The organism is Pseudomonas sp. F007, from assembly GCF_057814275.1.
Genome location: NZ_JBVATA010000002.1, coordinates 424,112 through 450,251, shown reverse-complemented (window position 1 = coordinate 450,251; position 26,140 = coordinate 424,112). Strand labels below are relative to the sequence as shown.

The 26,140-nt window shown below is 63.1% G+C and carries 21 protein-coding genes; 5 read left to right on the top strand and 16 right to left on the bottom strand.

Going from position 1 to position 26,140, the window contains the following annotated elements; genetic code table 11:
* Window positions 1-19: 19 nt before the first annotated feature.
* The 4 genes from ACZYR5_RS06255 to ACZYR5_RS06240 form a co-directional block, all read right to left on the bottom strand.
* Window positions 20-2,497 carry a TonB-dependent siderophore receptor gene (locus ACZYR5_RS06255; RefSeq protein WP_489088709.1) on the bottom strand — a complete coding sequence of 826 codons (2,478 nt, stop codon included), beginning with the start codon at window positions 2,495-2,497 and terminating at the stop codon, window positions 20-22.
* A gap of 150 nt (window positions 2,498-2,647) precedes the next feature.
* Window positions 2,648-3,604 (bottom strand): FecR family protein, encoded by a 957-nt coding sequence (locus tag ACZYR5_RS06250; RefSeq protein ID WP_489088710.1) that lies wholly within the window; start codon window positions 3,602-3,604, stop codon window positions 2,648-2,650.
* A 32-nt stretch (window positions 3,605-3,636) separates the two neighbouring features.
* Entirely contained in the window at window positions 3,637-4,167 is a 531-nt protein-coding gene (locus tag ACZYR5_RS06245) for an RNA polymerase sigma factor (RefSeq protein ID WP_489088711.1), read from the bottom strand.
* A gap of 206 nt (window positions 4,168-4,373) precedes the next feature.
* Window positions 4,374-5,429: an HAD family hydrolase gene (locus ACZYR5_RS06240; RefSeq protein WP_489088712.1), complete on the bottom strand. Its 1,056-nt coding sequence runs from the start codon at window positions 5,427-5,429 to the stop codon at window positions 4,374-4,376.
* A gap of 240 nt (window positions 5,430-5,669) precedes the next feature.
* Here ACZYR5_RS06240 and ACZYR5_RS06235 point away from each other — a divergent pair, with 240 nt between their 5' ends.
* Complete coding sequence (locus tag ACZYR5_RS06235) at window positions 5,670-7,061, top strand: L-cystine transporter (protein WP_489088713.1); 1,392 nt, start codon at window positions 5,670-5,672, stop codon at window positions 7,059-7,061.
* Window positions 7,062-7,105: 44 nt separating this feature from the next.
* Here the strand turns inward: ACZYR5_RS06235 and ACZYR5_RS06230 are convergent, their stop codons facing one another.
* Window positions 7,106-7,621, bottom strand: coding sequence for a dihydrofolate reductase (locus tag ACZYR5_RS06230; protein ID WP_489088714.1), 516 nt, complete (start codon window positions 7,619-7,621; stop codon window positions 7,106-7,108).
* A gap of 86 nt (window positions 7,622-7,707) precedes the next feature.
* On the opposite strand from ACZYR5_RS06230, the gene ACZYR5_RS06225 reads away from it, so the two are divergent.
* Both ACZYR5_RS06225 and ACZYR5_RS06220 read left to right on the top strand, forming a co-directional pair.
* The gene (locus tag ACZYR5_RS06225; protein ID WP_489088715.1) at window positions 7,708-9,078 is read left to right on the top strand and encodes a DUF2868 domain-containing protein; all 1,371 of its coding nucleotides are present in this window, start codon (window positions 7,708-7,710) and stop codon (window positions 9,076-9,078) included.
* Window positions 9,071-10,456 carry a GTPase/DUF3482 domain-containing protein gene (locus tag ACZYR5_RS06220; RefSeq protein ID WP_489088716.1) on the top strand — a complete coding sequence of 462 codons (1,386 nt, stop codon included), beginning with the start codon at window positions 9,071-9,073 and terminating at the stop codon, window positions 10,454-10,456. Before ACZYR5_RS06225 ends, ACZYR5_RS06220 begins: the two co-directional genes overlap by 8 nt.
* Window positions 10,457-10,459: 3 nt before the next feature.
* On the opposite strand, the gene ACZYR5_RS06215 is transcribed toward ACZYR5_RS06220, so the two are convergent.
* The 7 genes from ACZYR5_RS06215 to ACZYR5_RS06185 form a co-directional block, all read right to left on the bottom strand.
* A complete protein-coding gene (locus tag ACZYR5_RS06215; RefSeq protein WP_489088717.1) occupies window positions 10,460-11,017 on the bottom strand; it encodes a phosphonate degradation HD-domain oxygenase in 558 nt (185 codons plus the stop codon).
* Window positions 11,017-12,150, bottom strand: coding sequence for a TIGR03364 family FAD-dependent oxidoreductase (locus tag ACZYR5_RS06210; protein ID WP_489088718.1), 1,134 nt, complete (start codon window positions 12,148-12,150; stop codon window positions 11,017-11,019). Before ACZYR5_RS06210 ends, ACZYR5_RS06215 begins: the two co-directional genes overlap by 1 nt.
* Window positions 12,151-12,271: 121 nt before the next feature.
* A complete protein-coding gene (locus ACZYR5_RS06205; protein WP_489088719.1) occupies window positions 12,272-13,297 on the bottom strand; it encodes a putative 2-aminoethylphosphonate ABC transporter substrate-binding protein in 1,026 nt (341 codons plus the stop codon).
* Between the two features lie 40 nt (window positions 13,298-13,337).
* Complete coding sequence (locus tag ACZYR5_RS06200; protein WP_489088720.1) at window positions 13,338-15,062, bottom strand: putative 2-aminoethylphosphonate ABC transporter permease subunit; 1,725 nt, start codon at window positions 15,060-15,062, stop codon at window positions 13,338-13,340.
* Complete coding sequence (locus tag ACZYR5_RS06195) at window positions 15,062-16,138, bottom strand: putative 2-aminoethylphosphonate ABC transporter ATP-binding protein (RefSeq protein WP_489088721.1); 1,077 nt, start codon at window positions 16,136-16,138, stop codon at window positions 15,062-15,064. The genes ACZYR5_RS06200 and ACZYR5_RS06195 overlap by 1 nt, the downstream gene beginning before the upstream one ends.
* 104 nt (window positions 16,139-16,242) lie before the next feature.
* Window positions 16,243-17,130 (bottom strand): LysR family transcriptional regulator, encoded by an 888-nt coding sequence (locus ACZYR5_RS06190; RefSeq protein ID WP_489088722.1) that lies wholly within the window; start codon window positions 17,128-17,130, stop codon window positions 16,243-16,245.
* Window positions 17,131-17,146: 16 nt separating this feature from the next.
* Window positions 17,147-19,420, bottom strand: coding sequence for a heavy metal translocating P-type ATPase (locus tag ACZYR5_RS06185; protein WP_489088723.1), 2,274 nt, complete (start codon window positions 19,418-19,420; stop codon window positions 17,147-17,149).
* A gap of 85 nt (window positions 19,421-19,505) precedes the next feature.
* Between ACZYR5_RS06185 and cadR the strand changes: the two genes are divergently transcribed.
* Complete coding sequence (cadR, locus tag ACZYR5_RS06180; RefSeq protein ID WP_489088724.1) at window positions 19,506-19,955, top strand: Cd(II)/Pb(II)-responsive transcriptional regulator; 450 nt, start codon at window positions 19,506-19,508, stop codon at window positions 19,953-19,955.
* Between the two features lie 118 nt (window positions 19,956-20,073).
* Here the strand turns inward: cadR and ACZYR5_RS06175 are convergent, their stop codons facing one another.
* The 3 genes from ACZYR5_RS06175 to ACZYR5_RS06165 form a co-directional block, all read right to left on the bottom strand.
* Window positions 20,074-21,045, bottom strand: a complete 972-nt coding sequence (locus ACZYR5_RS06175) for a thymidylate synthase (protein ID WP_489088725.1) — start codon at window positions 21,043-21,045, stop codon at window positions 20,074-20,076.
* Between the two features lie 59 nt (window positions 21,046-21,104).
* A complete protein-coding gene (lgt, locus tag ACZYR5_RS06170) occupies window positions 21,105-21,920 on the bottom strand; it encodes a prolipoprotein diacylglyceryl transferase (protein WP_489088726.1) in 816 nt (271 codons plus the stop codon).
* 82 nt (window positions 21,921-22,002) lie between these two features.
* Window positions 22,003-22,785, bottom strand: coding sequence for a sulfite exporter TauE/SafE family protein (locus ACZYR5_RS06165; protein WP_027616955.1), 783 nt, complete (start codon window positions 22,783-22,785; stop codon window positions 22,003-22,005).
* A 125-nt stretch (window positions 22,786-22,910) separates the two neighbouring features.
* On the opposite strand from ACZYR5_RS06165, the gene ACZYR5_RS06160 reads away from it, so the two are divergent.
* The gene (locus ACZYR5_RS06160) at window positions 22,911-23,657 is read left to right on the top strand and encodes an NRDE family protein (RefSeq protein WP_489088727.1); all 747 of its coding nucleotides are present in this window, start codon (window positions 22,911-22,913) and stop codon (window positions 23,655-23,657) included.
* Window positions 23,658-23,859: 202 nt separating this feature from the next.
* Here the strand turns inward: ACZYR5_RS06160 and ptsP are convergent, their stop codons facing one another.
* Window positions 23,860-26,139, bottom strand: coding sequence for a phosphoenolpyruvate--protein phosphotransferase (gene ptsP, locus ACZYR5_RS06155; protein WP_489088728.1), 2,280 nt, complete (start codon window positions 26,137-26,139; stop codon window positions 23,860-23,862).
* Window position 26,140 lies beyond the last annotated feature (1 nt).

The window sequence follows — 26,140 nt, the reverse complement described above, 5'->3', positions numbered from 1 at the left end:
CACCAGACAATCACCTCGACTAAAACTGCGGCTTATACGTCACGCTGAACATCATGTTGCGCGGATCGCCGTAGTAGTTGTTACCGGCGAGTTGAGCGTAGGACGGGATGAAGTATTTCTTGTCGAACATGTTGTTCAGGTTCACCGCCAGGGTGACTTCGTCGCTGGCGTCGTAGGCGACGCGGGAGTTCCAGATGGCGAAACCGGCCTGGGCGAAGGAGCGATCGAAGCTCAGGGTGCTGCTCTGAGCGTTGACGCCGGCGCCGACGCTGAGTCTTTCCAGCTCGCCCGGCAGGCGGTAATCGCCCCATACCCGCAGCATGTGCATCGGGGTCGCGGTGTTGAAGACCTTGCCTTTGAGCTCGGTGTCTTCAAGGAACTTGGTGGTGTTGTAGGTGTAGCTGCTGTTGAGTTGCAGGTTCGGCAGCACTTCGCCGCTCAGCTCGGCCTCGATGCCCTGGCTGCGCACCTTGCCCGAGGCCGTCGAGCAGTACCAACCGCCGCAGGCATTGGGGCCTTCGATGTCGGTGCTGAAGTCGGTGACCGCGCGGTTTTCGTGGATATAGCGGAACATCGCCAGCGAGGCGTTGAGCTGGCCGTCCATCAGCTCGCCCTTGATGCCGACTTCGTAGTTCTTGCCTTCGACAGGCGGCAGGCCGGTTTTCTGCTGGGTCATCTGCACCTGGGGGATGAACACTTCGGCATAGCTGCCGTACACCGACCACTCGTCGTTGAGGGCATAGACCAGGCCGGTGTAAGGCGTGACCTTGCCGGTGGCCTTGACCGAATTTTTCTCGCCGCCTTCCTGCAGTTCACGGGCGAAATAGTTGTCCTGGTAGAAGTCGAAATCGTACCAACTGCTGCGCGCGCCGAGGATCAGGGTCAACGGATCGGTCAGGTGAATGTTCCACGAACCGTACAGGCCTTTCTGCCGCACGTCGTAGGTGCTGACGGCCAGGTTGGCCTTGTCGGCGATGCTGTCGAAGCTCTGGAAGGGCCGATGGTGATCGATGTTGAAGATGTCCACGCCCGGGGCGAACGCGCGGGCGTAGCTGTCGTCGGTGGTGTACTTGGAGTAGTTGGCGCCCAGCACCACGCTTTGCTTGAACGACAGCGCCTCGAAATCGCCATTGATGAACACGTCCAGACCACGGTTCTTGCCATAGAAGTCGGTGGCGTAATCGGCAAAGCGCGAGCCGCTGGAAGTCCCGGGGGTGATCGCGCCGGTGGTGAACTGGTAGGTCGCCTCGTTGGACTCGTTCATCGCCGTCGCCGAAGCCTTGAGCTTCCAGGCGTCGTTGAAGTGATGCTCAAGATCCATGTACACCGCAGTCTGATCGTTTTCCGAGCGGTTCCAGGTGGCGCCGGTATAGGTCGAGCGCGAGAGGTTCACCGCACTGCCATCGGTGTAGCGCGGCAAGGCGATGAAGTACGGCCGGCCGTGGCTTTTCTTGTTGCTGAAACCGACGCCGAGCACGGTGTCTTCGCTCAAGTCGAAATCCAGCGCGCCATATACGGTTTGTTCCCAGTTCCACGTGTAGTCGGAAAACGAGTGGCCCTTCTCGTAGTTGACCACGGCGCGACCGCGCACGGTGCCGGCTTCATTCAACGGCCCGCCGACATCCGCCTGGGAGGCATAGCGGTCCCAACTGCCGGCCTTGGCGCTGAGGGTCACGGTCGGTGCTGCCTGCGGGCGCTTGCGCACCAGATTGACCGCGCCGCCCGGGCTGTTGGCGCCCTGCAACAGCGCAGCGGAACCGCGCAACACTTCCATGCGGTCGTAGATCACCATGTTTTCGGTGATGTAACTGCCCAGCGCGTAGACGTTACGCGGCACCGGCACGCCGTCGTACTGCAGCGCCTCGATCTCGAAACCCCGGGAGAACATGAACATGCCCGGCCCCGGTGACTTGACCGACGCCATCCCCGGCACCGCTTCGACGGCCTGGGTCAGGGTACTGATGTTCTGGTCATCCATGGATTTGCGCGTCAGTACGCTGACCGACTGCGGGATGTCCTTGAGTTTCTGGGTGCTCTTGCCGATGGTCACGGCACCAGTGGTGTAGGAACCGCTACCTTCGGTGGTCGTCCCCAGGCGCTGGGCGCCGACTTTGGTTGCTCCCAACTCCAGGGCCGAACCGTTGTCCACCGGGCGATGCAGTGTGACGCTATCGTCATCGATGAAACTGGCGACCAGGCCCGTTCCGCCAAGCAACTGCGCCAGCGCATCATTGCGCGAGTAGCTGCCCTTGACGCCCGGCGACTGCACGCCCTGGGTGACATCGGCAGACACCAGCACCTGCAGGCGAGTGACCGAAGAGAACGCGGTCAAGGCCGAGTCCAGCGACTGTCCGGCAATCTCGAAGCGATAGACCTGCGCCTGCTCGGCACTGGCGGCCTGCAGGTAGACCGGCGTAACGCCGCCTGCCAGGCCCAGTGCCAGCGTCAACACAGTCGGCAGGCCAGGCGAGCGTCGCGTGGCAGTCAGATGTCCCATGAGCGTTTCCCCAAAGATCGAAGTCGGTGATCCAGCGCCGCACTATTTGAGAGTGCTTATTATTTGCGCCTCAGTGATCAAGGACGACGACGCCCTGGGAAACCCTGAAAGTTTTTGATAATTATTTACAGAGTCTTTGGCAGGCGGTCTTCAACCCGCCCGCAGCACCAGCAAATACGGGGTGTAATGCTCGGCCTTGAGGTTGAGGGTGTAGACCAGCGCCTTGAGTACAGCCTCCGGCTTATCGATGTCGAAAACCCCGGAAACCCGCTGTTCGCGCAGCTCATCGCCGAGCACCAGGGTGCGTCCGGGCCAGTAGCGATTGAGCTCCTCGACTACCTCGGCCAGCGGTTGCTGACGGAATACCAGTTGTCGCTGGCGCCAGGCAAAGCCGGCGGCCGGGTCAAAACCGTGGACCTGACTCAATTGGCCGTCAGCAAACTCGACCGCTCGCCCCGGCTCCAGGTACACCGGCGCCCCGCTGCCGGCGCTGACCTGCACCTTGCCCTCGGCCACCTGGACCTGAGTGCGCGCCTGACGCTGGGCGACGCTGAATTGGGTGCCGACCACCGTCACCGAACCCGCACCGGACTCGACCACGAACGGTCGGGCCGGGTCCTTGCTGACCTCAAACCAGGCTTCGCCGCGCAACAGGCGCACCTGGCGCTGGCCGGCGCTGAGATGGATTTGCACCGCACTGTCGGTGTTCAGTTGCAGCCGTGAGCCGTCGGCCAAGGCGATCGTCCGCGTCTCGCCGGTGCGGGTTGCATAGTCGGCGCGCCAGCGGTCCAGCCACGGGGTTTGCGTGGCCAGCGCGCCGACCATCAACAGCACCGCAGCGGCACCGGCCCACGGCATCCAGCGTTTTGCCGGCGTTTTTTTCCAGCGCGCCTGTTCGGCCTGGCGGATCTGCCGGGCCGGTTCGCGCAGGCTGCCGAGCAACTGCTGCACTTCCTGCCAGGCCTCGTATTGCGCCGCACCCTGGGCCAGCCAATGGGCGAATTGCTCCCGTTCGGCGTCGGTCACGTCGTCGGCCTGGAGGCGGAAATACCAGCCGGACGCCTCGGCAAACAGGTCGTCGCGATCCGGAGCAGCAGGTTCGGTCATCAGGGTATCCACAGCCACAGGCTCGCGATTCATCAGCGTGAGCCCTGTGCGTCGTTGGCCAACCGCGCCTGGATGTAGGCCCGGCAATCGATCAGCGCACGACGCAGTTGGTATTCGACACTTCGCGGGCTGATTGCCAGACGTTCGCCAATCTCCCGGTAGGAGCATTCGTCGACATGATAGAGCAGGAAGATATTTCGAGTCGCTTCGGGAAGCGCGGCGATCGCGTCGTGCATCAGGGTCTGTTCCTGAATCGCGGACAGTTGATCCACCGCCGACGGGCTGCTGCAGGGCAAGTCTTCACTGGGTTCGCCGGCTTCCACCCGCTCACGACGAATCGCCTGGCGCTGGTGATCGCGCACCAGGTTGCTGGCAATGGTGAAGAGAAATGCCGGCAGGTTGTCGATCTTCTCGCCGGAATCGAGCCGCGCCAGGCGCAGGAAAGATTCCTGGGTCAAGTCGGCCGCCACCTGCGCACTACCGGTGCGGCGGGTGACGAACGCTTCCAGGGCTTTCTTCTGTTCGGCGAACAGGCGCGCGATCTGCGTATTCCAGGAGGACACAGCACTACCTTGAGCGGGAGAGGCATTCAGGAGCGCGCACGCTAGCAGAAGATGCGAGTGATTCGCAATTGATCATTAAAATTCAGTTGCTCCCTGTAGGAGCGAGCCTGCTCGCGATGAACGAGAGGACGCCGCGCACATTCAGACAGTGCGCGTCATCGTTGACGACCATCGCCAGCAGGCTGGCTCCTACAGGGGTGGCGGGATTACTGAATATCCTCCGGCTTGACGATCACCCAGTTCTTGTCCGCCGTCACCGGCAAGCCTTCCTTGGCCTGGGCCGCAGCGTTTTTGGCCATCATGCCGTTAATCTGGGTCATGTATTTGTCCTTGCGGTTGATCCACAGGTGGATGCCGCCTTTGGCCACGTCGACGCTGTGGAACAGCATGTAGCCGTCGCTGGTCGGGGTGTCGCCGCCTACCAGCACCGGTTTTTTCCACTCATCGATGTAGGTCAGGATCGCGGCCTGCTTGCCGGCCATCCAGGTCGCCGGGGTCCACAGGTACGGGGTCAGCTCCAGGCCCAGGTTGGCTTTCTCGTCATACTTGCCGGCGGTGATCTGTTTGCGGGCGGTGGTCAGCTCGCCGGTCTTGCGGTCCTTGAGCAGCATCGACACGCCGATGACGTTCTGCGGTTTGACGTTGTAGCCGTATTTCGGATCGGAAGCGACCATGCGCACCAGCTCTTCCGAGGCGGCGGTCATGACGTAGACCTCGATGCCGTTTTCCATCAGTTTGTTGTACAGCTCGGCCTGGCCGGTGAAGATTTTCGGCGGGTTGACCTCGATGGTCTTGACCACGTCACCTTCGTAATAAGTGCTCGGCACCGGCTTGCCGGAAGCCATCAGCTCATCGACGTAGCCCTTGAGCTCCTTGAGGGTGAAGCCCGAGAACACTTGGGCGACCCAGGGGTAGCAGACCATGTCGTCGACTTCGCACAGGCGATAGTAGTAACTGAACAGGCTTTCCTTGTGGTCGGCGGTGTCCTTGAACGGCATCAGTTTCAGCGAGGGATCGAGTTTCTCGCGGGTGATCAGGCCCTTGTTCTCCATGAACGGCAGCAACGACTCTTCCAGGTCGTAGCGGTAACTGGTGTTGTCCATGTCGAACACCGCGTAGTTACCCTTGTTCGCGTTGGCCGCGATCATCGCGTCCAGTTGCTTGGCCTGGGCCTCGGGCCAGTGCTTGAGATCAGTGGCGGACACCTGGCCAGCAAGGCCCAGGCACATGGCGACGGCTAGTACTTTCGCGGCGACTTTCATGTGCATTTCTCCCTGGATGAAAGTCATCGACGCTAACAAATAAGTGTGACAGTCCTCGTCTGAGGGCGACCGCTTGCGTGCTGATTCCGCCACCGACATAACCCACAGCGCCAAGGCCTTATTCCAAAAACGACAGTCGACCTGCCTTTTTGATATTAATTCTTTAGATATCAAGCTGTTAGGCTTGCCGGTTCGCAATCGCCCCTGCATCGCGATTGGCACAAGTCTTTTGGAGTTGTCATGAATCTGCCGCTGATCCTCAATCTGCTGGTGTTCCTCGCCCTGCTGTTCGGCCTGGCCCAGACCCGCCACACCACCTGGAGCCTGGCCAAAAAAGTGCTGCTGGCACTGGCCTTGGGCGTCGGCTTTGGTGTCGCCCTGCATTCGATCTACGGTGCCGGCAATCCGATCCTCAAGGCCAGCATTGGCTGGATCGACCTGGTGGGCAACGGTTACGTGCAGTTGCTGCAAATGATCGTGATCCCGCTGGTATTTGCCTCGATCCTCAGCGCGGTGGCACGGCTGCACAACGCCTCGTCCCTGGGCAAGATCAGCTTCCTGACCATCGGCACCCTGCTGTTCACCACGGCCATCGCCGCGCTGATCGGCATCGGCCTGACCAATCTGTTCGGCCTCACCGCCGAAGGCCTGGTGGCCGGCACCCAGGAAATGGCGCGCCTGCAAACCATCCAGAGCGACTACGCAGGCAAGGTCGCCGACCTCAATGTGCCGCAGTTGCTGCTGTCGTTCATCCCGCAGAACCCGTTCGCCGACCTGGCGCGGGCCAAGCCGACGTCGATCATCAGCGTGGTGATTTTCGCCGCGTTCCTCGGGGTTGCAGCGCTGCAACTGCTCAAGGATGACCTGGAAAAAGGTCAAAAAGTGATCAACGCCATCGACACCCTGCAAGCCTGGGTGATGCGCCTAGTGCGTCTGGTGATGAAGCTGACCCCGTACGGCGTGCTCGCACTGATGACCAAGGTGGTTGCCGGTTCGAACCTGCAGGACATCATCAAGCTCGGCAGTTTCGTCGTGGTGTCCTACCTCGGCCTGGGCCTGATGTTCGTGGTGCACGGCCTGCTGGTGGCGCTGGCCGGGATCAACCCGCTGCGGTTTTTCCGCAAGGTCTGGCCAGTGCTGACCTTCGCCTTCACCAGCCGCTCCAGCGCGGCGAGCATTCCGCTGAGCATCGAGGCGCAAACTCGCCGCCTGGGCATCCCGCAGTCGATTGCCAGCTTCGCCGCGTCGTTTGGGGCGACCATTGGCCAGAACGGTTGTGCCGGTCTCTACCCGGCGATGCTCGCGGTGATGGTTGCGCCGACTGTGGGCATCAACCCGCTGGACCCGCTGTGGATCGCGACGCTGGTAGCGATTGTGACCCTGAGTTCGGCCGGCGTGGCGGGTGTGGGTGGCGGCGCGACCTTTGCCGCGCTGATCGTGCTGCCGGCCATGGGTTTGCCGGTGTCACTGGTGGCGTTGCTGATCTCGGTCGAGCCGCTGATCGACATGGGGCGTACTGCACTGAACGTCAGCGGCTCGATGACCGCCGGGGCGATCACCAGCCAGATGATGCAGCAGACCGATAAAGCATTGCTCGATGCCGATGAGCATGAGGAATTGGCGCACGCTTGAAATTTGTAGTGAGCGGGCGGGCCTCTTCGCGGGCAAGCCCACTCCTACAGGTTCCGCTCCCACACCTCAAAGCTGTACGCCGGCCTGCCATCCTGCGCCGCATTCGGCGCGTCCGACACCAGCTTCCACTGCGCCGCATCGAACTCTGGAAACCACGCATCGCCCTCGGGGCTCAAGGCCACGCGGGTCAGGTACAGCCGGTCGGCGTGGGCCAGGCCTTGCGCGTAGAGCTGCGCGCCACCAATCAGCATCAGCTCGTCGACGCCCTGCTCCAGCGCCCATGCCTCTGCCCGCGCCACCGCGGCTTCGAGGGACGGATAGACTTCGGCGCCCTCCAGTTGCAGGTCGGGCTGGCGGCTGACCACGATGTTCAGCCGACCTGGCAACGGCCGACCGAGGGAATCCCAGGTCTTGCGCCCCATGATGATCGGCTTGCCGAGGGTGGTGGCCTTGAAATATTTGAAATCGCCCGGCAAATGCCAAGGCATGCTGTTGTCGACGCCGATCACACGGTTTTCGCCGAGGGCTGCGATCAGGCTGAGGGGGAGTGATTTTTTCATGGCGCCGAGGATACCAGAGCCACGCTTTCCCCGATAAGCGCCACAGCGGTTATGCTCATTCATTCACCTGAGCGACGGGACGACGCGTGACTGAACTGCACACACTCTGGCTGACCGAAACCATTCGCCTGCGCGAGGAACACGCCGGCGCCCTGGAAGACGCGGAAGCCAACCGCCTGGCACGCAAGGCCGGCGGCGATCTGCCGACGCGGATCCAGGCGCGCGCCCTGTGGCTGGCCGAACGCGACGGCCTGAGCAGCGCCCTGCAACATTGGCTGCAAGGCGCGCGACTGGCGCTGATCGTGCTCGCGGTGCTGGCGATTGTCAGCGGCACCGGCCTGGCCTTTGCCGCCCTCGGCGATGGCCTGACCCCGGTCAATGTGTTCTGGGCCCTGGGCAGCCTGCTCGGGCTGAATCTGATTCTGCTGCTGAGTTGGGCCTGCGGGCTGATCTTCGCCGGCGACTACGGCGCGACCCTCGGTCGCCTGTGGCTGTGGCTCAGCGAAAAACTCGCCCGCGACGCCAAGGCTGCGCACCTGGCGCCGGCCCTGCTGCTGTTGCTGCAACGGCAAAAACTCAACCGCTGGGTGCTCGGCATGCTGGTCAACGGCCTGTGGCTGCTGGCCCTGCTCAGTGCGCTGGTGATCGTCCTGACGCTGCTGGCGACCCGGCGCTACGGCTTTGTCTGGGAAACCACCATTCTCAGCGGCGCCACCTTCGTCAACCTGACCCAGGCCCTCGGCGCCCTGCCCGCGCTGCTCGGTTTCAGCGTGCCCAGCGAAGCCATGATCCGCGCCAGTGGCGATGCCGCGCTGAACATCGAAAGTGCCCGGCAAGCCTGGGCCGCCTGGCTGGTGGGCGTGCTGCTGGTGTACGGCATCGTCCCGCGCCTGCTGTTGACGCTGCTGTGCCTGTGGCGCTGGAAACGCGGGCGTGGCGATTTGCGCCTGGACCTGAATCTGCCAGGTTATGCGCAACTGCGTGAACGCCTGATGCCCAGCAGCGAACGGCTCGGGGTCAGCGATGCCGCGCCGCAACAGTTGCATCAGGTCGAAGGCGGCAGTCACGGGGCGCACAGCGACGGCGCGTTGCTGGTGGGTATCGAACTCGACGACCAACGCCCGTGGCCACCGGCGCTGCCGAAGACGGTCAAGGACGCCGGCATTCTCGACAGCCGCGAGTCGCGGCAAAAACTCCTCGAGCAACTGACCCGCTTCCCGCCGGCGCGCCTGCTGATCGCCTGTGATCCGCGGCGCTCCCCCGACCGTGGCAGCCTGGCGCTGATCGCCGAACTGGCACGCACCGCCGGCGCCGCGCGCATCTGGCTGCTGCAAGCGCCGGCCGGCCAGGCGCTGGATGGCGAACGCCTGGGCGACTGGCACGCCGCACTGGAGCAACTGGGCCTGCCCTTCGCCGATTGCGCACCGATGAACTGGCTGGAGAACGGTCATGACTGATCCCCGCAACAAGCCGCTGAAGCTGGCCGTGGTCGGTCACACCAACGTCGGCAAGACCTCGTTGCTGCGCACCCTGACCCGCGATGTCGGCTTCGGCGAAGTGTCCCATCGTCCCAGTACCACCCGGCACGTCGAGGGTGCGCGGCTGTCGGTGGACGGCGAGGCCTTGCTGGAACTCTACGACACCCCGGGACTGGAAGACGCGATTGCCCTGCTCGATTACCTGGAGCACCTGGAACGCCCCGGCGAGCGCCTCGACGGCCCGGCGCGGCTGGCGCGATTTCTCGAGGGCAGCGAGGCGCGCCAGCGTTTCGAACAAGAGGCCAAGGTGCTGCGCCAACTGCTGGCGTCGGATGCCGGATTGTATGTAATCGACGCCCGCGAACCGGTGCTGGCCAAGTACCGCGACGAATTGGAAGTGCTCGCTGGCTGCGGCAAACCGCTGCTGCCGGTACTGAATTTCGTCAGCAGCGCCAACCATCGCGAACCGGACTGGCGTGAAGCCCTGGCCCGCCTGGGTCTGCATGCATTGGTGCGCTTCGACAGCGTGGCGCCACCGGAGGACGGCGAACGCCGACTGTATGAAAGCCTGGCGCTGATGATGGAAAGCGCACGCGGGCAGCTGGAGCGACTGATTGCCGACCAACAGGCCCAACGCCTGGCCCGTCGGCAAAGCGCGGCGCGGCTGATCGCCGAATTGCTGATCGACTGCGCCGCCTGCCGCCGCAGCGTGGTCAGCGACGCCGAGCAGGAACAACAGGCAATCAGCGAGTTGCGCAAAGCCATTCGCCAACGCGAACAACGCTGCGTCGAGGCCCTGCTCAAGCTGTATGCCTTCCGCCCCCAGGACGCCGCCGCCAGCGATCTGCCGCTGCTCGATGGGCGTTGGGGCGATGACCTGTTCAACCCGGAAACCCTCAAGCAGCTTGGCGTTCGGGTCGGTGGCGGGATTGCCGCGGGGGCAGCGGCCGGTGCTGGGGTCGACTTGCTGGTGGGTGGCCTGACCCTCGGCGCCGCCGCACTGGCCGGGGCGATTGCCGGCGGTGCCCTGCAAACCGCGCGCAGTTATGGCGGACGCCTGCTGGGCAAGCTCAAGGGCCAGCGCGAACTGACAGTCGACGACAGTGTGCTGCGTTTGTTGGCCCTGCGTCAGCGGCAACTGGTGCAAGCACTCGAGCAACGCGGGCATGCGGCGATGGACAGCGTCCAGGTCGCAACACCTGAAGACAAAAGCTGGCGCGAAGGCAAACTGCCGGAAGCCCTGACCCGGGCACGGGCACACCCGCACTGGTCGTCGCTCAATCCGCAGGCGAAGTTGAGCCAAGCCGAACGCCAGGAACAGCTGGAGGCCTTGGCGCAGAAGGTGATCGAGGCTTGATCTCTAGTGGGCCAACACACGCAGTGCCTTGGCCTTCAACGTCGACAGATCGAGCAGCGGCACGCCGACTTCCTTGGCCTGCTCATCCCAGTGGCGCAGGCGCAAACTGACGGCACATAGCGGGTCCTCGGCAAATGCCTGCGCCTCGCTGGGCGTCATCACACCGCCCTGATACTCCAGCGTCCTGCGACTGGCTTCGCTCAAGCGCTCGTAGTAACCCGGCTCGGTCAGGGTCAGGTAGCGCTTGGCCTGGACGTGGTACTCCACCAGCCGCGCCATACGCTCGCCAAAGCCCAGCCGGCGCAGGTAATCGGCGCCGAGGCGTTCGTGGCTGACCACGCCGAATCCGCCCATGTTTTCCGCGTTCTCGGCGCAGATGTGCCCGATGTCGTGGAAGAACGCCGCCAGCACCACCTCATCGTCGAAGCCTTCGGCCATGGCCAGCTCGGCGGCCTGGGACATGTGTTCGATCTGCGAGATGGACTCGCCGATGTAGTCGTCGGCACCGAAGCGCTCATACAAAGCGAAGACTTCGGCGACCACCTGTTCACTGCGTTGCATCAGCACGCTCCCCATAAACTCTGGATATTTCGCTCAGCCAACGCCGGCCCGACACTCATGCCCACGCCCGTGTGCATCAACGCCGCATGCACCCCCGGCGCGGCCTGCAGGAACGAAAACGGCGCCGGCCCCTTGGCACCATAGACGCCCTGCCAACGCTCGACCACCTGCACCCGGCAGCCGAGGGTCTGCTCGGCCAGTTCGATCATCCAGTCGTCTACCTGCTCGGCGTTGAATGGCGAGGGATCGCTGCCGTAATGGTGGGAGTCGCCGATGATCAGCTCGCCGTGGGGCGTCGGGCTGATCAGCAGGTGAATCCCGTGTTCATCCAGGTGCGGTGTCTCGCGCCGAATCTGTGCCTGCACGGCTTGCGCCTGCGGCAGGTCGGCGAAGGCGCCGTAGTGCACGCAGCTCAGGCCGGTCAGCACAGCATGCTGCAGGTCGAGCGGGATCTGCGGCCGGGCGCGAAGCATTTGCAAACGGCAGACCTGCGGTTTGAGCGCGGCAAGCGGCTCGGCGAGCAGGGTTTGATAGTCGTGGCCGGAGCAGACGATGATCTGCTCGCCGCTGAAATTGCCGGCGGTAGTGTGAACGCGGCCGGGCTCGACCTCGCGCACCAGGGTGCTGAAGTGAAACTCGACGCCCAGTTCGCGCTGCAGATAGTCGATCAGCGCCGGGATCGCTTCACGGGAGTACAGTTGCTGGTCGTCGAGGCCATGCAAAGCCGCGCGGTGATGGCTGAACTGCCCGTCGTACAAGGCATGCAGGGCGGCACCTCGCAGCAGTTCGACGCGGTAGCCATGTTCGATCGCCCGACCTTCGCAGAAGGCTTGCAGCAGTAGCTCTTCGGCTTCGCTGCGAGCAAAAAGATAAGAGCCGTTGCGCTTGAGCTGCAGGCCGGCGACGTGCGCCCAGTGGCCCCAGATCTCGCGGCTGGCTTGTGCCAGTTGAAGCATTTGCCCGGGTGGCTGGCCGGTGACCAGCGCCTGGCCAAAGTTGCGCACCGAGGCGCCCAGGGGTGTCGCGGTGCGTTCGAAAACGCGAACCTTGAGACCGCGTTTGGCCGCGGCGTAGGCATGGGACAGGCCGAGGATGCCGGCGCCGATGATGAGCAGGTCGTTGTGGTGGGTCATGCAGTTTTTGTCCTGAATTCAAGGCCGTCATCGCCAGCAGGCTGGCTCCCACAGGGTGAAATGCAGCTCTTCTGTGGGAGCTGGCCTGCCAGCGATTCGGCCCTTTCAGCCAACGGAAATCTTACTTGGCAGCCACTTTCTCGGACTTGCCGTCATAACGCTTGCGCCATTCGCTGAGGATCTCGTCGCGATTCTTTGAGGCCCAGGCGAAGTCGTTCTTGATCAGGCGTTGCTCGTAATCAGCCGGCAGCTCGGTCTGCGGCTTGGCGATCCCCGGTTGGGCAAGCACAGCGAAGTTTTCCTTGTACAGTTCCATCGCAGCCGGGCTGGCAGAGAAGTCGGCCAGTTTCTTCGCCGCTTCTTCATGGGCAGTGCCCTTGATCACGGCGGTGGCTTCGATCTCCCAACCCAGGCCTTCTTTCGGCAGGATGATGTCCAGCGGCGCGCCTTGGCGCTTGAGTTGCACGGCCGGGTATTCGAAGGAAATACCGATCGGGAATTCACCGGCAGCCGCCAGCTTGCATGGCTTGGAACCGGAGTGAACGTACTGGCCGATGTTCTGGTGCAGCTCATCCATGTACTGCCAGCCCTGCTTCTCGCCGAAGGTCTGCAGCCAGGCGCTGACGTCGAGGAAACCGGTACCGGACGACGCCGGGTTGGGCATGACGATCTTGCCCTTGTACTCGGGCTTGGTCAGGTCCTGCCAGCTCACCGGCTTGCTCAGGCCCTGCTTCTCGGCTTCGACGGTGTTGAAGCAGATGGTCGCGGCCCACACGTCCATGCCGACCCAGGCTGGCGGGTTGGCGGCGTCGCGGTAGTTCGCGCCGATCTTGTCCAGATCCTTGGGGGCGTAGTTTTGCAGCATGCCCTGCTGATCGAGGATCGCCAGGCTCGACGCCGCCAGGCCCCATACGGCATCCGCCTGTGGTCGGGCTTTTTCGGCGAGCAACTTGGCGGTGATGATCCCGGTGGAGTCACGCACCCACTTGATCTCGACGTCCGGGTTGGCCGCTTCGAACGCCTGCTTGTAGGTTTTCAGCTGCTCGGCTTCCAGCGCGGTGTAGACCGTCAGCTCGGTTTTCGCAGCGAACGCATTGAAGCTGAAAGCGGTGAGGACAGCAGCGGCTAGAGCCAGGGGCTTGAACATGGTGCGGTTCCTTTTGAGTGCGAAGCAGGGGTTGAGGGAATCAGTGGCCGGGCGCGGTCTGCCGCCAGGCCTGGGAGCGACGCAGCAAGCCGCGCGCAGCCCAGGCCAGCAGCAGGGACACGCCAGCGGAGGTAATCAGGATCAGTGTCGACATGGCGGCAGCTCCGCCGACGTTGCCGGCGTCGTCCATGTTCAGCACCGCTACCGCCGCAAGGATGGTGTCGGGGCTGTAGAGGAAGATCGCTGCGGAAACGGTGGTCATCGCCGAGACGAACAGGTAGCGCACAATGTCCAGCAGCGCCGGCAGGCAGATCGGTAGCGTGACGCGCCAGTAATGGCGATACAGCGGGGCCTTGAGCGACAGCGCGGCGGCTTCGAATTCCGCATCGAGCTGGCGCAGGGCGGTGGTCGCGGTCATTTGTGCGGTGGTCAGGTAGTGGGCAATGGTGCACACCACCAACAGGGTCATGGTCCCGTAGAACACATGCAGCGGGTTGCCGTTGAGGTTGAAGAAGAAAACGTAGCCCAGGCCCAGCACCAGGCCCGGCACCGCCATCGGCACGAAACTGAGCATGCGCAAGGCCAGGTTCAGGCCGCGCTGGCCCTTGGTTTTTTCCATCAGGTAGGCGCCGGTGAAAATCACCACGCTGCCGATCAACGCCGTGCACACCGCCATTTTCACGCTGTTGCCGTAGGCCAGCCAGCCGCCGCCGGCGGTGTCGCCAAATTGGTAGTGCTTGAACGACAGCGACAGGTTGTAGGGCCAGAATTTCACCAACGAGGAGTACACCGCCATGCCGAACACCAGCAGCAACACCGCGCAGATCAGCAGCACCACCGCCAGGTAGCAGCCATCCCGCAAGCGCGAGGGTGCCGGCTGGAATACCTGGGCCCGACCACTCATGGAATCGCCATGACGGCGGCGCAACCAGGCATCGACGGCGAAACTGAACAGCGCCGGCAGCAGCAGCACCATGCCGATCAAGGCACCGCGACCGAATTGCTGCTGACCGACCACCGCCTTGTAGGCCTCCAGCGCCAGCACCTGATAGTCGCCACCGACGACCACCGGTACACCGAAATCAGTAATGGTCAAAGTGAACACCAGGCAGAACGCGGCGAACACCGCCTGGCGCGTCGCCGGCCAGGTGATACTGCGAAACGCCTTGGCCGGACTGGCGCCCATGCTCGAGGCAGCATCGAACAGCCGCGCATCGGCCAGCGACAACGCCGACAGCAGGATCATCAAGGCGTGGGGAAAGGTGTAGATGACCTCGCCGAGGACAATGCCCCAGAAGCCGTAGATGTTGTCCGAGAACAGCCCGCGCAACAGGCCCTGGTTGCCGAACAGGTAGACCAGCGCGATCCCCGGCAGCATCGACGGCGCCATCAACGGCAGCAACGACAGGCCACGCCAGACCGCCTTGCCGGGAATCAGCGTGCGTTGCAGGGCGTAGGCAAACAGGTAGGCCAGCGGTACGACGATGGCGGCGACACTGAACGCGACTTTCAGACTGTTACCGAGCAACCAGTGAAAGTTGGCGCTGCTCAGCAGCTCCCGGGCCGCGACCCAGCCACCGCCCTGCCCTGCGTCGTTGCTGAAACCACGCCAGAAGATCGCCAGCAGCGGCATCAACACCGCGACGCCGAGCAAACACAGGAGCAGCAACTTGCCGCCGACCACGAACAGGCGGTCGCCGATTTCGGCACGGGAGCTCTGGCGAATCTGCTTGTGCGCCAGCGGCAGGGCAACGGGCGTGCTCATCAGGCAAACACCTGCAGGCTGCGCGGGGGCAAGGCGACCATGATGTCCTGGGCACCGAGGCGCGGCATGGCTTCAGGCGCCAGTTCGGCGAGCAGCGAATGACCGGGCAGATGATTGAGTTCGAAGCTCATCCGGCAGCGATTGCCGAGGAAGGTGATTTCGCGAACCTTGGCCGGGAACAGGTTTTCCTCGTGCACCGCCGGGTTGACGCTGATCGCTTCCGGGCGGCAAAACAAGCGCCCCGACGCGGCCTTGGCGCTGTTGTCGGCCAGGCGCACCGGCATGCCGCCGACCTGGGCATGGCTGTCGCTGCTGCGCTGGAACGGCAGCCAGTTGCCCTGGCCGACAAATTCAGCGACGAAGGGCGTGGCCGGACGGTTGTAGATTTCCTGCGGGGTGGCGTACTGCTCGACCTTGCCGTTGTTCATCACGGCAATCCGGTCGGCCATCAACATCGCCTCGTCCTGATTGTGGGTGACCATCAGGGTGGTGATGCCGAGGTTACGCTGCAATTGACGCAACTCGGTACACAGATGCTCACGCACCCGGGCATCGAGGGCCGACATCGGCTCGTCGAGCAGCAACAGCGAAGGGGCTGGCGCCAGGGCGCGGGCCAGGGCGACGCGCTGCTGCTGGCCGCCGGACAACTGGCCGGGGTACTTCTTCTCGCTGCCAGTCAGGCCCACCAGTTCCAGCATCTGCGCGACACGCTTGCGCACTTCATCGCGACCGCTGCCGGCCAGGCCGTAGGCAATGTTGGCTTCGACGCTGAGATTGGGGAACAACGCGTAGGACTGGAACAGAATGCCGTAGTCCCGCGCCTGGGGTGCCAGCAACGAAACATCGCGCTCACCGAGGTAAAGCTCACCGCGGTCCTGTCGCTCCAGCCCGGCGATGCAACGCAGCAGGGTAGTCTTGCCGCAGCCCGAAGGCCCTAGCAGACAAACCAGCTCGCCGGCCGCCACGTCCAGCGACACATGATCCAGCGCGGTAAACGCGCCGAAGCGTTTCTCGATACCGCGCACCCGCATCGGGATACCGGGGTGGGTCAGGGCTGTGGCGACGGAACGGTTCATGGACGGACCTCATCTGGCAGATGCAGGCCATCCTAGGGAGCGATTGCGTAGTTCATGTGGCAGTGAGGCAAAAACTGCCGATAGTGGTATTGGGGGATTTGGGTTTACGGATTCGCGGGCAAGCCCGCTCCTACAGGCGCCATCTCCTGCGCCAACCCCAGGAAGGCCGCCGGCAAGCGCGCATTTTTGCGCTCCTTGAGGCAATAGAGGTACTCGGGGATCTGCGGCGCATTTTCCAGGGTCAACACCCGCAATTGCGGATCGTGGGGCACTTCCTGGCGGGCGATGATGCTGATGCCGATGTTGCGCAGCACCGCCTCACGGATCGACTCGCGGCTGCCAATTTCCAGCAGTGGACCGAAACTCACGCCGGCGCTGGCCAACAGTTCTTCAGTCAGACGCCGAGTGGTAGAACCCGGCTCACGCATCAACAGGGTATGCCCGACCAGCGCACTCAAAGGCACATGTTCATGTACCGCCAACGGATGGTTGCGATGGACGGCCAGCACCAGCGGATCGGAGCCGAGCACGCGGCGGATCAGGCGCGCGTCTTCGACCAGTTGCGACGAGGCGGCGAGGTCGACCCGGTAGTCCTCCAGCGCTTCGAGGACCTGTTGCGAGTTGCCGATTTCCACCGCCACTTCGACCTGCGGCAAGCGCTCGCGGAAGGTTTTCACCAGGTCGAGAATGTAATAGGGCGCCGTAGCGGCGATGCGCAGCGCTCCCTGGACCTGACCACTGTTGCGCAGGAAAAACTCGATATCCGCTTCCTGTTGCAGCAGCGCCTTGACCATCGGCAACAACCGCGCGCCTTCATCGCTGAGGCTGAGCCGGCGCCCGCCGCGGTAGAACAACTCGACCGAATACTGGCTTTCCAGATGGCGAATCTGCGTGGTCACCGTAGGTTGGCTCAGGCCGAGCTTTTTCGCCGCAAGGGTGATGCTGCCCAGACGCGCGACCATGTAAAAAGCCTTCAGCTCGGCACTCAGCACATCACCCTCTCTTCGTTTATTTGCGCAACAGGCGCAGACCGTTGAACACCACCAGCAGGGCCACGCCCATGTCGGCAAACACGGCCATCCACATGGTGGCCAGACCGAAGAAGGTTACCCCAAGAAAGATCGCCTTGATGATCAATGCCAACGCGATATTTTGCGTGAGCACACTTGAGGTCTGACGAGACAGGCGGATAAATGCGGGAATCTTGCGCAGATCGTCGTCCATCAGGGCGACATCGGCGGTTTCAATCGCGGTATCGGTGCCCGCTGCCGCCATCGCAAAACCGATCTCGGCACGGGCCAGCGCGGGTGCGTCGTTGATCCCGTCACCGACCATGCCGACCCGATGTCCCTGGGCATACAACGCCTCGATCGCCTTGAGTTTGTCGGTCGGCAGCAAGTCACCCTGGGCCTGATCAATACCCACCTGAGCGGCGATGGCCTGGGCGGTGTGCGGGTTATCGCCGGTGAGCATCAGGGTTTTCACCCCCAGAGCATGCAGTTGCTGAATTGCCTCACGGCTGGATTCCTTGACCGTATCCGCCACGGCAAACAACGCCAGCGGACCGGAAGTGTCGAGCAACAGCACCACGGTCTTGCCCTGTTGTTCGAGGGCGAAGAGCTTCTCTTCGAGCGCTGGCGAGCACAGGCCGAGCTCTTCCACCAGACGGTGGTTGCCCAAGTGGTAGAGTTGCCCATCGATCTCACCGCGCACTCCGCGCCCGGTCAGCGCCGCGAAGTTATCCACAGTGCGCAGCGCCAGTTGTTTATCCACAGCGGCGTTGGCGATGGCCAGTGATACCGGATGGTCGGAACGACCGGCGAGGCTCGCGGCCAGTATCTGGGCGTTGGCTTCGGCCGTTGGATCGAGGGCCAGGTAGTCGGTTTGCACCGGCTTGCCGTGGGTGATGGTGCCGGTCTTGTCCAGCGCCAGGTAATCGAGCTTGTAGCCGCCCTCCAGGTACACGCCGCCCTTGATCAGGATGCCCTTGCGCGCCGCCGCGGCAAGGCCGCTGACGATGGTCACCGGTGTGGAGATCACCAGCGCACAGGGGCACGCAACCACCAGCAGTACCAGCGCGCGGTAGATCCAGTCGAACCAGGCGGCGCCCATGAACAGCGGCGGAATCAGCGCGACGCCCAGGGCGAAGACGAACACCACCGGGGTGTAGATTTTCGAGAAGGCGTCGACGAAGCGCTGGGTCGGCGCACGTGCGCCCTGGGCTTCCTCGACGGCGTGGATGATCCGCGCCAGGGTCGAGTTGTTGGCCGCCGCGGTGACCTTGTATTCAAGGGAGCCGGCCTGATTGATGGTGCCGGCAAAGACTTTGTCGCCGACGGTTTTTTCCACCGGCAGGCTTTCACCGGTGATCGGCGCCTGGTCGATGGTCGAGTTGCCCGCCATCACTTCGCCGTCGAGGCCAATCCGTTCGCCGGGACGCACCCGGACCAAGGCCCCGAGTTCGATGCTTTTGGCTTCCTGTTCGACCCAACTGCCATCGGCCAGCTGTACAGTGACTTTTTCCGGAGTCATTTGCATCAGGCCGCTGATGGCATTGCGCGCACGGTCCAGGGACTTGGCTTCGATCAATTCGGCAACGGTGAACAGGAACATGACCATGGCCGCTTCCGGCCACTGGCCAATCAGCACCGCGCCGGTCACCGCGATACTCATCAGCGCGTTGATGTTCAGGTTGAGGTTTTTCAGGGCAATCCAGCCCTTTTTGTAGGTGCCCAGGCCACCGCTGAGAATCGAGATCAGCGCGATGATCGCCACCACCCAGGTCGGCGCGGCGTTGGTGAAGTGGATCACTTCAGCGGCCAGCGCGCCGACACCCGAAAGCGCCAGCGGCCACCAGTGTTTTTTCGCCGGCAGCGGACGTTTTTCATCCGCGGCGGCGCCCTCTTCGATCGGCTCGGCGTGCATGCCGATGGCCTTGATCGCCTCGATGATCGGCGCCGTATTCGGCAGGTCGTGGGTCACGCCCAGCACCCGATTGATCAGGTTGAACTCCAGTTGCTGCACCCCGGCCAGCTTGCCCAGCTTGTTCTGGATCAGCGTCTGCTCGGTCGGGCAGTCCATCGCTTCGATGCGGAAGCGGCTCAGGCGTGCGCCGTCAGGCGCGGCCTCGCTGATTTTTACCAATGCTGGCGCCGCCGCCGAAGAACAGCAGGAACCGCCGTGACTGGCGTGATCGTGGGGCTTCTGCACAGGCTGCAGTTTTGCGCCGTGGCTGTGCGAGTGTTGGTCGCCGGGGGCGTGGGTATGCCGGGAGTCGCTCATTGGGTTGCGTCCATGAAGGTGCCTGTTGCCAAGTAAAGACCCTGTAGCCACTATAGGGTCAAGCACCCATTTGGAGATCGTTGCAATGAAGATCGGAGAACTGGCGAAACTGACCGACTGCGCGGTCGAGACCATTCGCTACTACGAGCGTGAAAACCTGCTGCCGGAGCCGGCCCGCAGCGACGGCAACTACCGGGTCTACACCCAGGCCCACGCCGAGCGCCTGACGTTCATACGCAACTGCCGAACGCTCGACATGACGCTTGAGGAAATCCGCAGCCTGCTGGCCTTGCGCGACAGCCCCCAGGACCAGTGCGAAAACGTCAACGCGCTGATCGATGAGCACATCCATCACGTCAAGGCACGGATCGACGGCTTGCTCGCCCTGCAGGCGCAACTGCTCGACCTGCGCCAACGCTGCAGCGAAGGGCCGGATATCGAACAGTGCGGGATCTTGCAGCGACTGGAGGTCAGTGGCGGGGTTGTGGCGACGGAGGTGGAGCATTCACATGTGGGGCGTAGTCACGGGCATTGAGCCCCAGGTCACTGTAGGAGCGAGCCTGCTCGCGATAGCGTGCTGTCAGTCAACAACATTGGCACTGACAGACCGTTATCGCGAGCAGGCTCGCTCCTACAGGTTTCGCGATTACTTGTTAGACCGCCATCGGCGCGGTCATCGGCGCGTGGTGCTGGTAGCCTTCCAGCGAGAAATCGCTCGGTTCGACCAGTTCCAGCCACTCCGGCTGGTACACGCCGGTCTTGGCGAACTCCGGTACACGGTCGGAAATCACCAGCTTGGGCATCGGGAACGGCTCACGGGTGAGCTGTTCGTTGAGCATGTCCAGGTGGTTTTCGTAGACGTGCGCGTCACCGATGAAATAGGTGAACCAGCGAGGCGTGTAGCCGGTCAGGCGGCCGACCAGGCTCAGCAGCGCCGCGCCCTCGGTGAGGTTGAACGGCGTGCCCAGGCCCAGGTCGTTGGAACGAATGTAGAGGGTCAGGGAAATCTCCCTGGTCTCGACGTTCGGGTGGAACTGGTACAGCAGGTGGCACGGCGGCAGGGCCATTTCATCGAGTTGGGCGACGTTCCAGCCATGGAACAGGATGCGCCGGCTGCCCGGGTCCTTGATGATGGTGTCAAGGCACTGGCGGATCTGATCGATGGCCTTGTACAGCACCACGTAAGCCTGGCCGTCTTCCTCGCCCTCGGCAATCTGCCGGTAACCCTGGCTCAGGGTCTGCTCGATGGCCGCCGGGTTGCTCAGGGGGATCTGCTTGTAGGCAGGCCACTTGCGCCACTGCACGCCGTAGATTTCGCCGAGGTCGTCTTCACCCTGACGGAACGGGTTGGCCAGCCATTGCGCATTTTCGTTGGCGTTCTGGTCCCAGACCTTGCAGCCCAGGGCGCGGAATTCGGCGGCGTTGTTCACCCCACGCAGGAATCCGCACATCTCGCCAATGGCCGATTTGAAGGCCATCTTGCGAGTGGTGATGGCCGGGAAGCCTTCCTGCAGGTCATAACGCAGCATCGCGCCCGGGAAGCTGATGGTGTTCACACCGGTGCGGTTGGCTTGCTTGGTGCCGTTCTTGATGACGTGGGCGACCAGATCGAGATATTGCTTCATGTATTACCTGTGTCCTTGAATCCCGGGGATCGCCCGGGATTCCAATGTAGAGCGGCGTGTCAGGCAGCCGGGGTAACCGGAGCCGCCGGGGCGCGATGATAAGCCAGCCAGATCAGGAACAGCCCGCCGATGATCATCGGCACGCACAGCACTTGACCCATGGTCAGCCAGTTCCAGGCCAGGTAGCCCAGTTGCGCGTCCGGCACGCGAACGAATTCGACGATGAAACGGAAGATCCCGTAGAACAGCGCGAACATCCCGGACACCGCCATGGTCGGCCGCGGCTTGCGCGAGAACAACCAGAGGATCACGAACAGGGCCACGCCTTCCAGGGCGAACTGGTACAGCTGCGAGGGGTGACGCGGCAGCTGCGCGGGATCGCTGAATGCCGGGAAGACCATGGCCCACGGTACGTCGGTGGCCTTGCCCCACAATTCGGCGTTGATAAAGTTGCCGATACGCCCGGCGCCCAGGCCGATCGGCACCATCGGCGCGACGAAGTCCATCAGTTGGAAGAACGACTTGCCGTTCTTCTTGCCGAACCACAATGCCGCCAGCATCACCCCGATAAATCCGCCATGGAACGACATGCCGCCCTTCCACACTTCGAAAATCAGCGTCGGGTTGGCCAGGTAGGCGCTCAGGTCGTAGAACAGCACGTAGCCCAGGCGGCCACCGACAATGACGCCCATGGACATCCAGAACACCATGTCGGAGAGCTTTTCCTTGGTCCAGGTCGGATCAAAGCGGTTCAACCTGCGCGACGCCAGCAGCCAGGCTCCGCCAATGCCGACCAGGTACATCAGGCCGTACCAATGGATTTTCAGCGGGCCAATGGCCAGGGCCACCGGGTCAATCTGCGGGTAAGGCAGCATTGCGACTCCTCGTTAGAGTTGAAACCTAAAATTCCTGGCGCGAAGGTGCCACGCCGGGATTAAGCCAGGATTGCGCCGCGTGTCAGAGCAGGAAGCTCAAGCCCACGCACAACAGCAAAGCGGCAAACAGTCTTTTCAGCAAACGCGGCGACAGCTTGTGGGCCAGTCGCGCGCCAAAGCGGGCGAACACCATGCTGGTCAGGGCAATGCCCAGCAGCGCCGGCAAATAGATGAAACCCAGACTATGAGCGGGCAACAGCGGATCATGCCAGCCCAGAATCATGAAACTTAATGCACTTGCCAAAGCGATCGGCAGGCCGCAGGCGGACGAGGTCGCCACTGCCTGCTGCATCGGCACGCTGCGCCAGGTCAGGAACGGCACGGTCAGCGAGCCGCCACCGATCCCGAAAATCGCCGAGGCCCAGCCGATCACACTGCCGGCCAGGGTCAGACCGACTTTGCCAGGAACCGTTCGGCTGGCCTTGGGCTTGAGCTCCAGGGCCATTTGCACGGCAATCACCAGGGCGAACACACCGATGATTTTCTGCAGGTTGGGCCCGGAAATCGCTTCGGCGGTCAACGCGCCGAAACCGGCGCCAAGCAGGATGCCCAGGGTCATCCAGGCAAAGATCGGCCAGCGCACCGCACCTTTGCGCTGGTGTTCGCGGACCGCGTTGATCGAGGTAAAGATGATGGTGGCCAACGAAGTGCCCACCGCCAGGTGGGTCAGCACCGAGGGGTCGAAACCCTGCAAGGTGAAACTGAACACCAGCACCGGCACGATGATGATCCCGCCACCGACCCCAAACAGCCCCGCCAGCACGCCCGCACAGGCGCCCAACAGCAGATAGAGCAGAAATTCCATGCCTGCACCCCTTAAACAAGAGCGGCATGGTAACGGATGCAGACCCCAACCCTCCACTGCGTATGCCGATGGATCGACGGGCGATGTCTGGGTACAGTGAGCAAAAAACACCCAAGGACTCTCTCATGTGCCTGATTGTTTTTGCCTGGCGCCCGGATCACGCCACCCCCTTGGTGGTCGCCGCCAACCGTGACGAGTTCTACGCCCGCCCCAGCCTGCCGCTGGCAGCCTGGCCGGAATCGCCGCAGGTGTACGCCGGGCGCGACCTTGAAGCTGGCGGCACCTGGCTGGGTATCGGTGCCGATGGGCGCTTTGCCGCGTTGACCAATATCCGCAATCCGCACCAGCCGCCGGCGCGCAAGTCGCGGGGTGAGCTGGTGGCGCGTTTTCTTGCGGGAGAGACGTCAATTGCCGACTATTTGGCCGACGTTGTCAGCAGATCGATTGAATATGCCGGCTTTAACCTGCTGATCGGCAATCGCAACGAACTGTGGCACTACAACGCTCAAGAGAGCGAGGCGCTGCAGTTGAAGCCAGGGATCTATGGTCTATCGAATGCCGGGCTGGATACACCTTGGCCCAAGTTGCTCAAGGCCCGGGCCGCGCTGAACGAAGTGCTCGACGACCCGCAGCCACAGGCGCTGCTGGCCCTGCTGGGCGATCCGCAGACCGCGCCTTTTGCCGATCTGCCGGACACCGGCGTGGGCTTGGCGACCGAAAGTCTGTTATCGAGCGTGTTCATTGCCAGCCAGAGCTACGGCACTCGGGCGAGTACTGCGCTGATCGTACGAGCGGATGGTTCGCGGTGGATGGTGGAGCGCAGTTTCGGGCCGTTTGGCGGGCATTTGGGGGAGGTTGAGATCAGGGTTTGAATGTGCCGGCCTCGTCGCGAGCAGGCCAGCTCCTACAGAGATCTGTGTCGGCCACAAATCCTGCGGATGTTCACAAGCTGGCTTGCCAGCGATGAAGTTCATGCGGTGTGGCTGATGACCCCATCGCGGGCAAGCCCGCTCCTACAGGATTACCGGTGCCCTGTGTAGGAGCTAGCCTGCTAGCGATGGCCGCACCGCCGATCTACGAAGCCTTCACCGATGCCGGATTGACCATCCGCGCCAACCCAAGGTTTTTCAGGGCCAGTTGCAGCGAGCTGTGGATAACTTGCGGGTTATCGATGGTCATCAGTTCCGCCAGCAAGTCCTTCGCCCAGCTGACATTGATCTGGCGCAGCATCCATTTCACCTTCGGCAGGTTGGTGGCGTTCATCGACAGGCTGTCGAAACCCATCGCCATCAACAGCACCGCCGCCGCCGGGTCGCCGGCCATCTCGCCGCAGATACTGACCGGCTTGCCTTCGGCGTGAGCGTCGCGCACTACCGTTTGCAAGGCTTGCAGCACGGCCGGATGCAGGTAGTCGTAAAGGTCGGCCACCCGTGGGTTGTTACGGTCCACGGCCAACAGATACTGGGTCAGGTCGTTGGAGCCGACCGACAGGAAGTCCACCTGGCGCGCCAGTTCCTTGGTCTGGTAGACCGCCGCCGGGATCTCGATCATCACTCCGACCGGAGGCATCGGCACATCGGTGCCTTCGTCCCGCACTTCGCCCCAGGCCCGGTGGATCAGGTGCAGCGCCTCTTCCAGCTCATGAATGCCGGAAATCATCGGCAGCAGGATGCGCAGGTTGTTCAGGCCTTCGCTGGCCTTGAGCATGGCGCGGGTCTGCACCAGGAAGATTTCCGGATGATCGAGGGTCACGCGGATCCCGCGCCAGCCGAGGAACGGGTTGTCTTCCTTGATCGGGAAGTACGACAGCGCCTTGTCGCCGCCGATGTCCAGAGTACGCATGGTCACCGGTTGCGGGTGGAAGGCAGCGAGTTGCTCGCGGTAGATCGCCAACTGCTCCTTTTCGCTGGGGAAGCGCTGGTTGATCATGAACGGCACTTCGGTGCGGTACAGGCCCACCCCTTCGGCGCCGCGCTTCTGTGCCCGCGCCACATCCGCCAGCAGGCCGGTGTTGACCCACAGCGGCATGCGGTGACCGTCGACGGTCACGCACGGCAGGTCGCGCAGCGCATCGAGGCCCAGGGCCAGTTGCTTCTCTTCTTCCACCACTTCGGCGAACTGCTTGCGCAGCACGTCGCTGGGGTTGGTGTAGACCTCGCCCTTGGTGCCGTCGACGATCAGGTCGATGCCATCGACCTTGGCGTACGGCAGATCCACCAGGCCCATGACCGTCGGGATGCCCATGGCCCGTGCGAGGATCGCCACGTGGGAGTTACCCGAACCCAATACCGAGACCAGGCCGACCAGCGTGCCCTCGGGCACTTCGCCGAGCATCGCCGGGGTCAGCTCTTCACTGACCAGGATGGTTTTTTCCGGGTAGACCAGGTTCTGCTGGCGCTCTTCCTGCAAATAGGCGAGCAGGCGCCGGCCGAGGTCTTTTACGTCCGATGCACGCTCGCGCAGATAGGCGTCGTCCATCAGTTCAAAGCGGTTGACGTGATCGGTGACCACCTGGCGCAGTGCGCCCTGGGCCCATTGGCCGGTCTTGATCACGGTAGTGATTTCGCTGCCCAGCGAGGCATCGTCGAGCATCATCAGGTAGACGTCGAACAGCGCTCGTTCTTCAGGGCGCAGTTGCGTGGCGAGCTTGGCCGACAACGCGCGCATGTCGGCGCGCACGCCTTCGATGGCGGTCTTGAACAGGGCCAGCTCGGCGTCGATATCGCTGATGCTCTTGTCGGGCACCACGTCCAGGTCGGCCGGCGGCAGCATGACCACTGCAGTACCGACTGCGGCGCCCGGCGAGCCCGGCACACCGACGAACTTGGCTTCCTGAATGCCCTTGCCCTGACGCCCCAGGCCACGGATCGAGCCGGTGGCCTCGGCATGGGCGATAACCCCGGCGAGTTGGGCACTCATGGTCACCAGGAAGGCTTCTTCGCCTTCATCGAACTGACGACGTTCTTTTTGCTGGATAACCAACACGCCGACCACGCGGCGGTGGTGAATGATCGGCGCACCGAGAAACGAGGCGTAACGCTCTTCACCGGTTTCGGCGAAGTAGCGATAGCGCGGGTGGTCGGCGGCGTTTTCCAGGTTCAGCGGTTCTTCACGCGTACCGACCAGGCCAACCAGACCCTCGTTGGGCGCCATGCTGACCTTGCCGATCGAGCGCTTGTTCAAGCCCTCGGTGGCCATCAGCACGAAGCGGTTGGTCTCGGGGTCGAGCAGATAGACCGAGCAGACCTGGCTGCCCATGGCCTCTTTGACGCGCAATACAATAATGCCCAACGCCGCCTTGAGATCCTTGGCGGAGTTAACTTCCTGGACGATCTTGCGCAGCGTATTGAGCATG

Excerpts from the sequence above, each read along its gene's own strand:
- ACZYR5_RS06185 (WP_489088723.1), bottom strand. The coding sequence starts at position 19,420 with ATGAGCGACTCCCGGCATACCCACGCCCCCGGCGACCAACACTCGCAC.
- ACZYR5_RS06255 (WP_489088709.1), bottom strand. The coding sequence starts at position 2,497 with ATGGGACATCTGACTGCCACGCGACGCTCGCCTGGCCTGCCGACTGTG.
- ACZYR5_RS06215 (WP_489088717.1), bottom strand. The coding sequence starts at position 11,017 with ATGCAACGCAGTGAACAGGTGGTCGCCGAAGTCTTCGCTTTGTATGAG.
- ACZYR5_RS06240 (WP_489088712.1), bottom strand. The coding sequence starts at position 5,429 with ATGAAAGTCGCCGCGAAAGTACTAGCCGTCGCCATGTGCCTGGGCCTT.
- lgt (WP_489088726.1), bottom strand. The coding sequence starts at position 21,920 with ATGCTGCCTTACCCGCAGATTGACCCGGTGGCCCTGGCCATTGGCCCG.
- ACZYR5_RS06160 (WP_489088727.1), top strand. The coding sequence starts at position 22,911 with ATGTGCCTGATTGTTTTTGCCTGGCGCCCGGATCACGCCACCCCCTTG.
- ACZYR5_RS06220 (WP_489088716.1), top strand. The coding sequence starts at position 9,071 with ATGACTGATCCCCGCAACAAGCCGCTGAAGCTGGCCGTGGTCGGTCAC.
- ACZYR5_RS06230 (WP_489088714.1), bottom strand. The coding sequence starts at position 7,621 with ATGAAAAAATCACTCCCCCTCAGCCTGATCGCAGCCCTCGGCGAAAAC.
- ACZYR5_RS06205 (WP_489088719.1), bottom strand. The coding sequence starts at position 13,297 with ATGTTCAAGCCCCTGGCTCTAGCCGCTGCTGTCCTCACCGCTTTCAGC.
- ACZYR5_RS06210 (WP_489088718.1), bottom strand. The coding sequence starts at position 12,150 with ATGACCCACCACAACGACCTGCTCATCATCGGCGCCGGCATCCTCGGC.
- ACZYR5_RS06200 (WP_489088720.1), bottom strand. The coding sequence starts at position 15,062 with ATGAGCACGCCCGTTGCCCTGCCGCTGGCGCACAAGCAGATTCGCCAG.
- ptsP (WP_489088728.1), bottom strand. The coding sequence starts at position 26,139 with ATGCTCAATACGCTGCGCAAGATCGTCCAGGAAGTTAACTCCGCCAAG.
- ACZYR5_RS06165 (WP_027616955.1), bottom strand. The coding sequence starts at position 22,785 with ATGGAATTTCTGCTCTATCTGCTGTTGGGCGCCTGTGCGGGCGTGCTG.
- cadR (WP_489088724.1), top strand. The coding sequence starts at position 19,506 with ATGAAGATCGGAGAACTGGCGAAACTGACCGACTGCGCGGTCGAGACC.
- ACZYR5_RS06250 (WP_489088710.1), bottom strand. The coding sequence starts at position 3,604 with ATGACCGAACCTGCTGCTCCGGATCGCGACGACCTGTTTGCCGAGGCG.
- ACZYR5_RS06175 (WP_489088725.1), bottom strand. The coding sequence starts at position 21,045 with ATGAAGCAATATCTCGATCTGGTCGCCCACGTCATCAAGAACGGCACC.
- ACZYR5_RS06195 (WP_489088721.1), bottom strand. The coding sequence starts at position 16,138 with ATGAACCGTTCCGTCGCCACAGCCCTGACCCACCCCGGTATCCCGATG.
- ACZYR5_RS06235 (WP_489088713.1), top strand. The coding sequence starts at position 5,670 with ATGAATCTGCCGCTGATCCTCAATCTGCTGGTGTTCCTCGCCCTGCTG.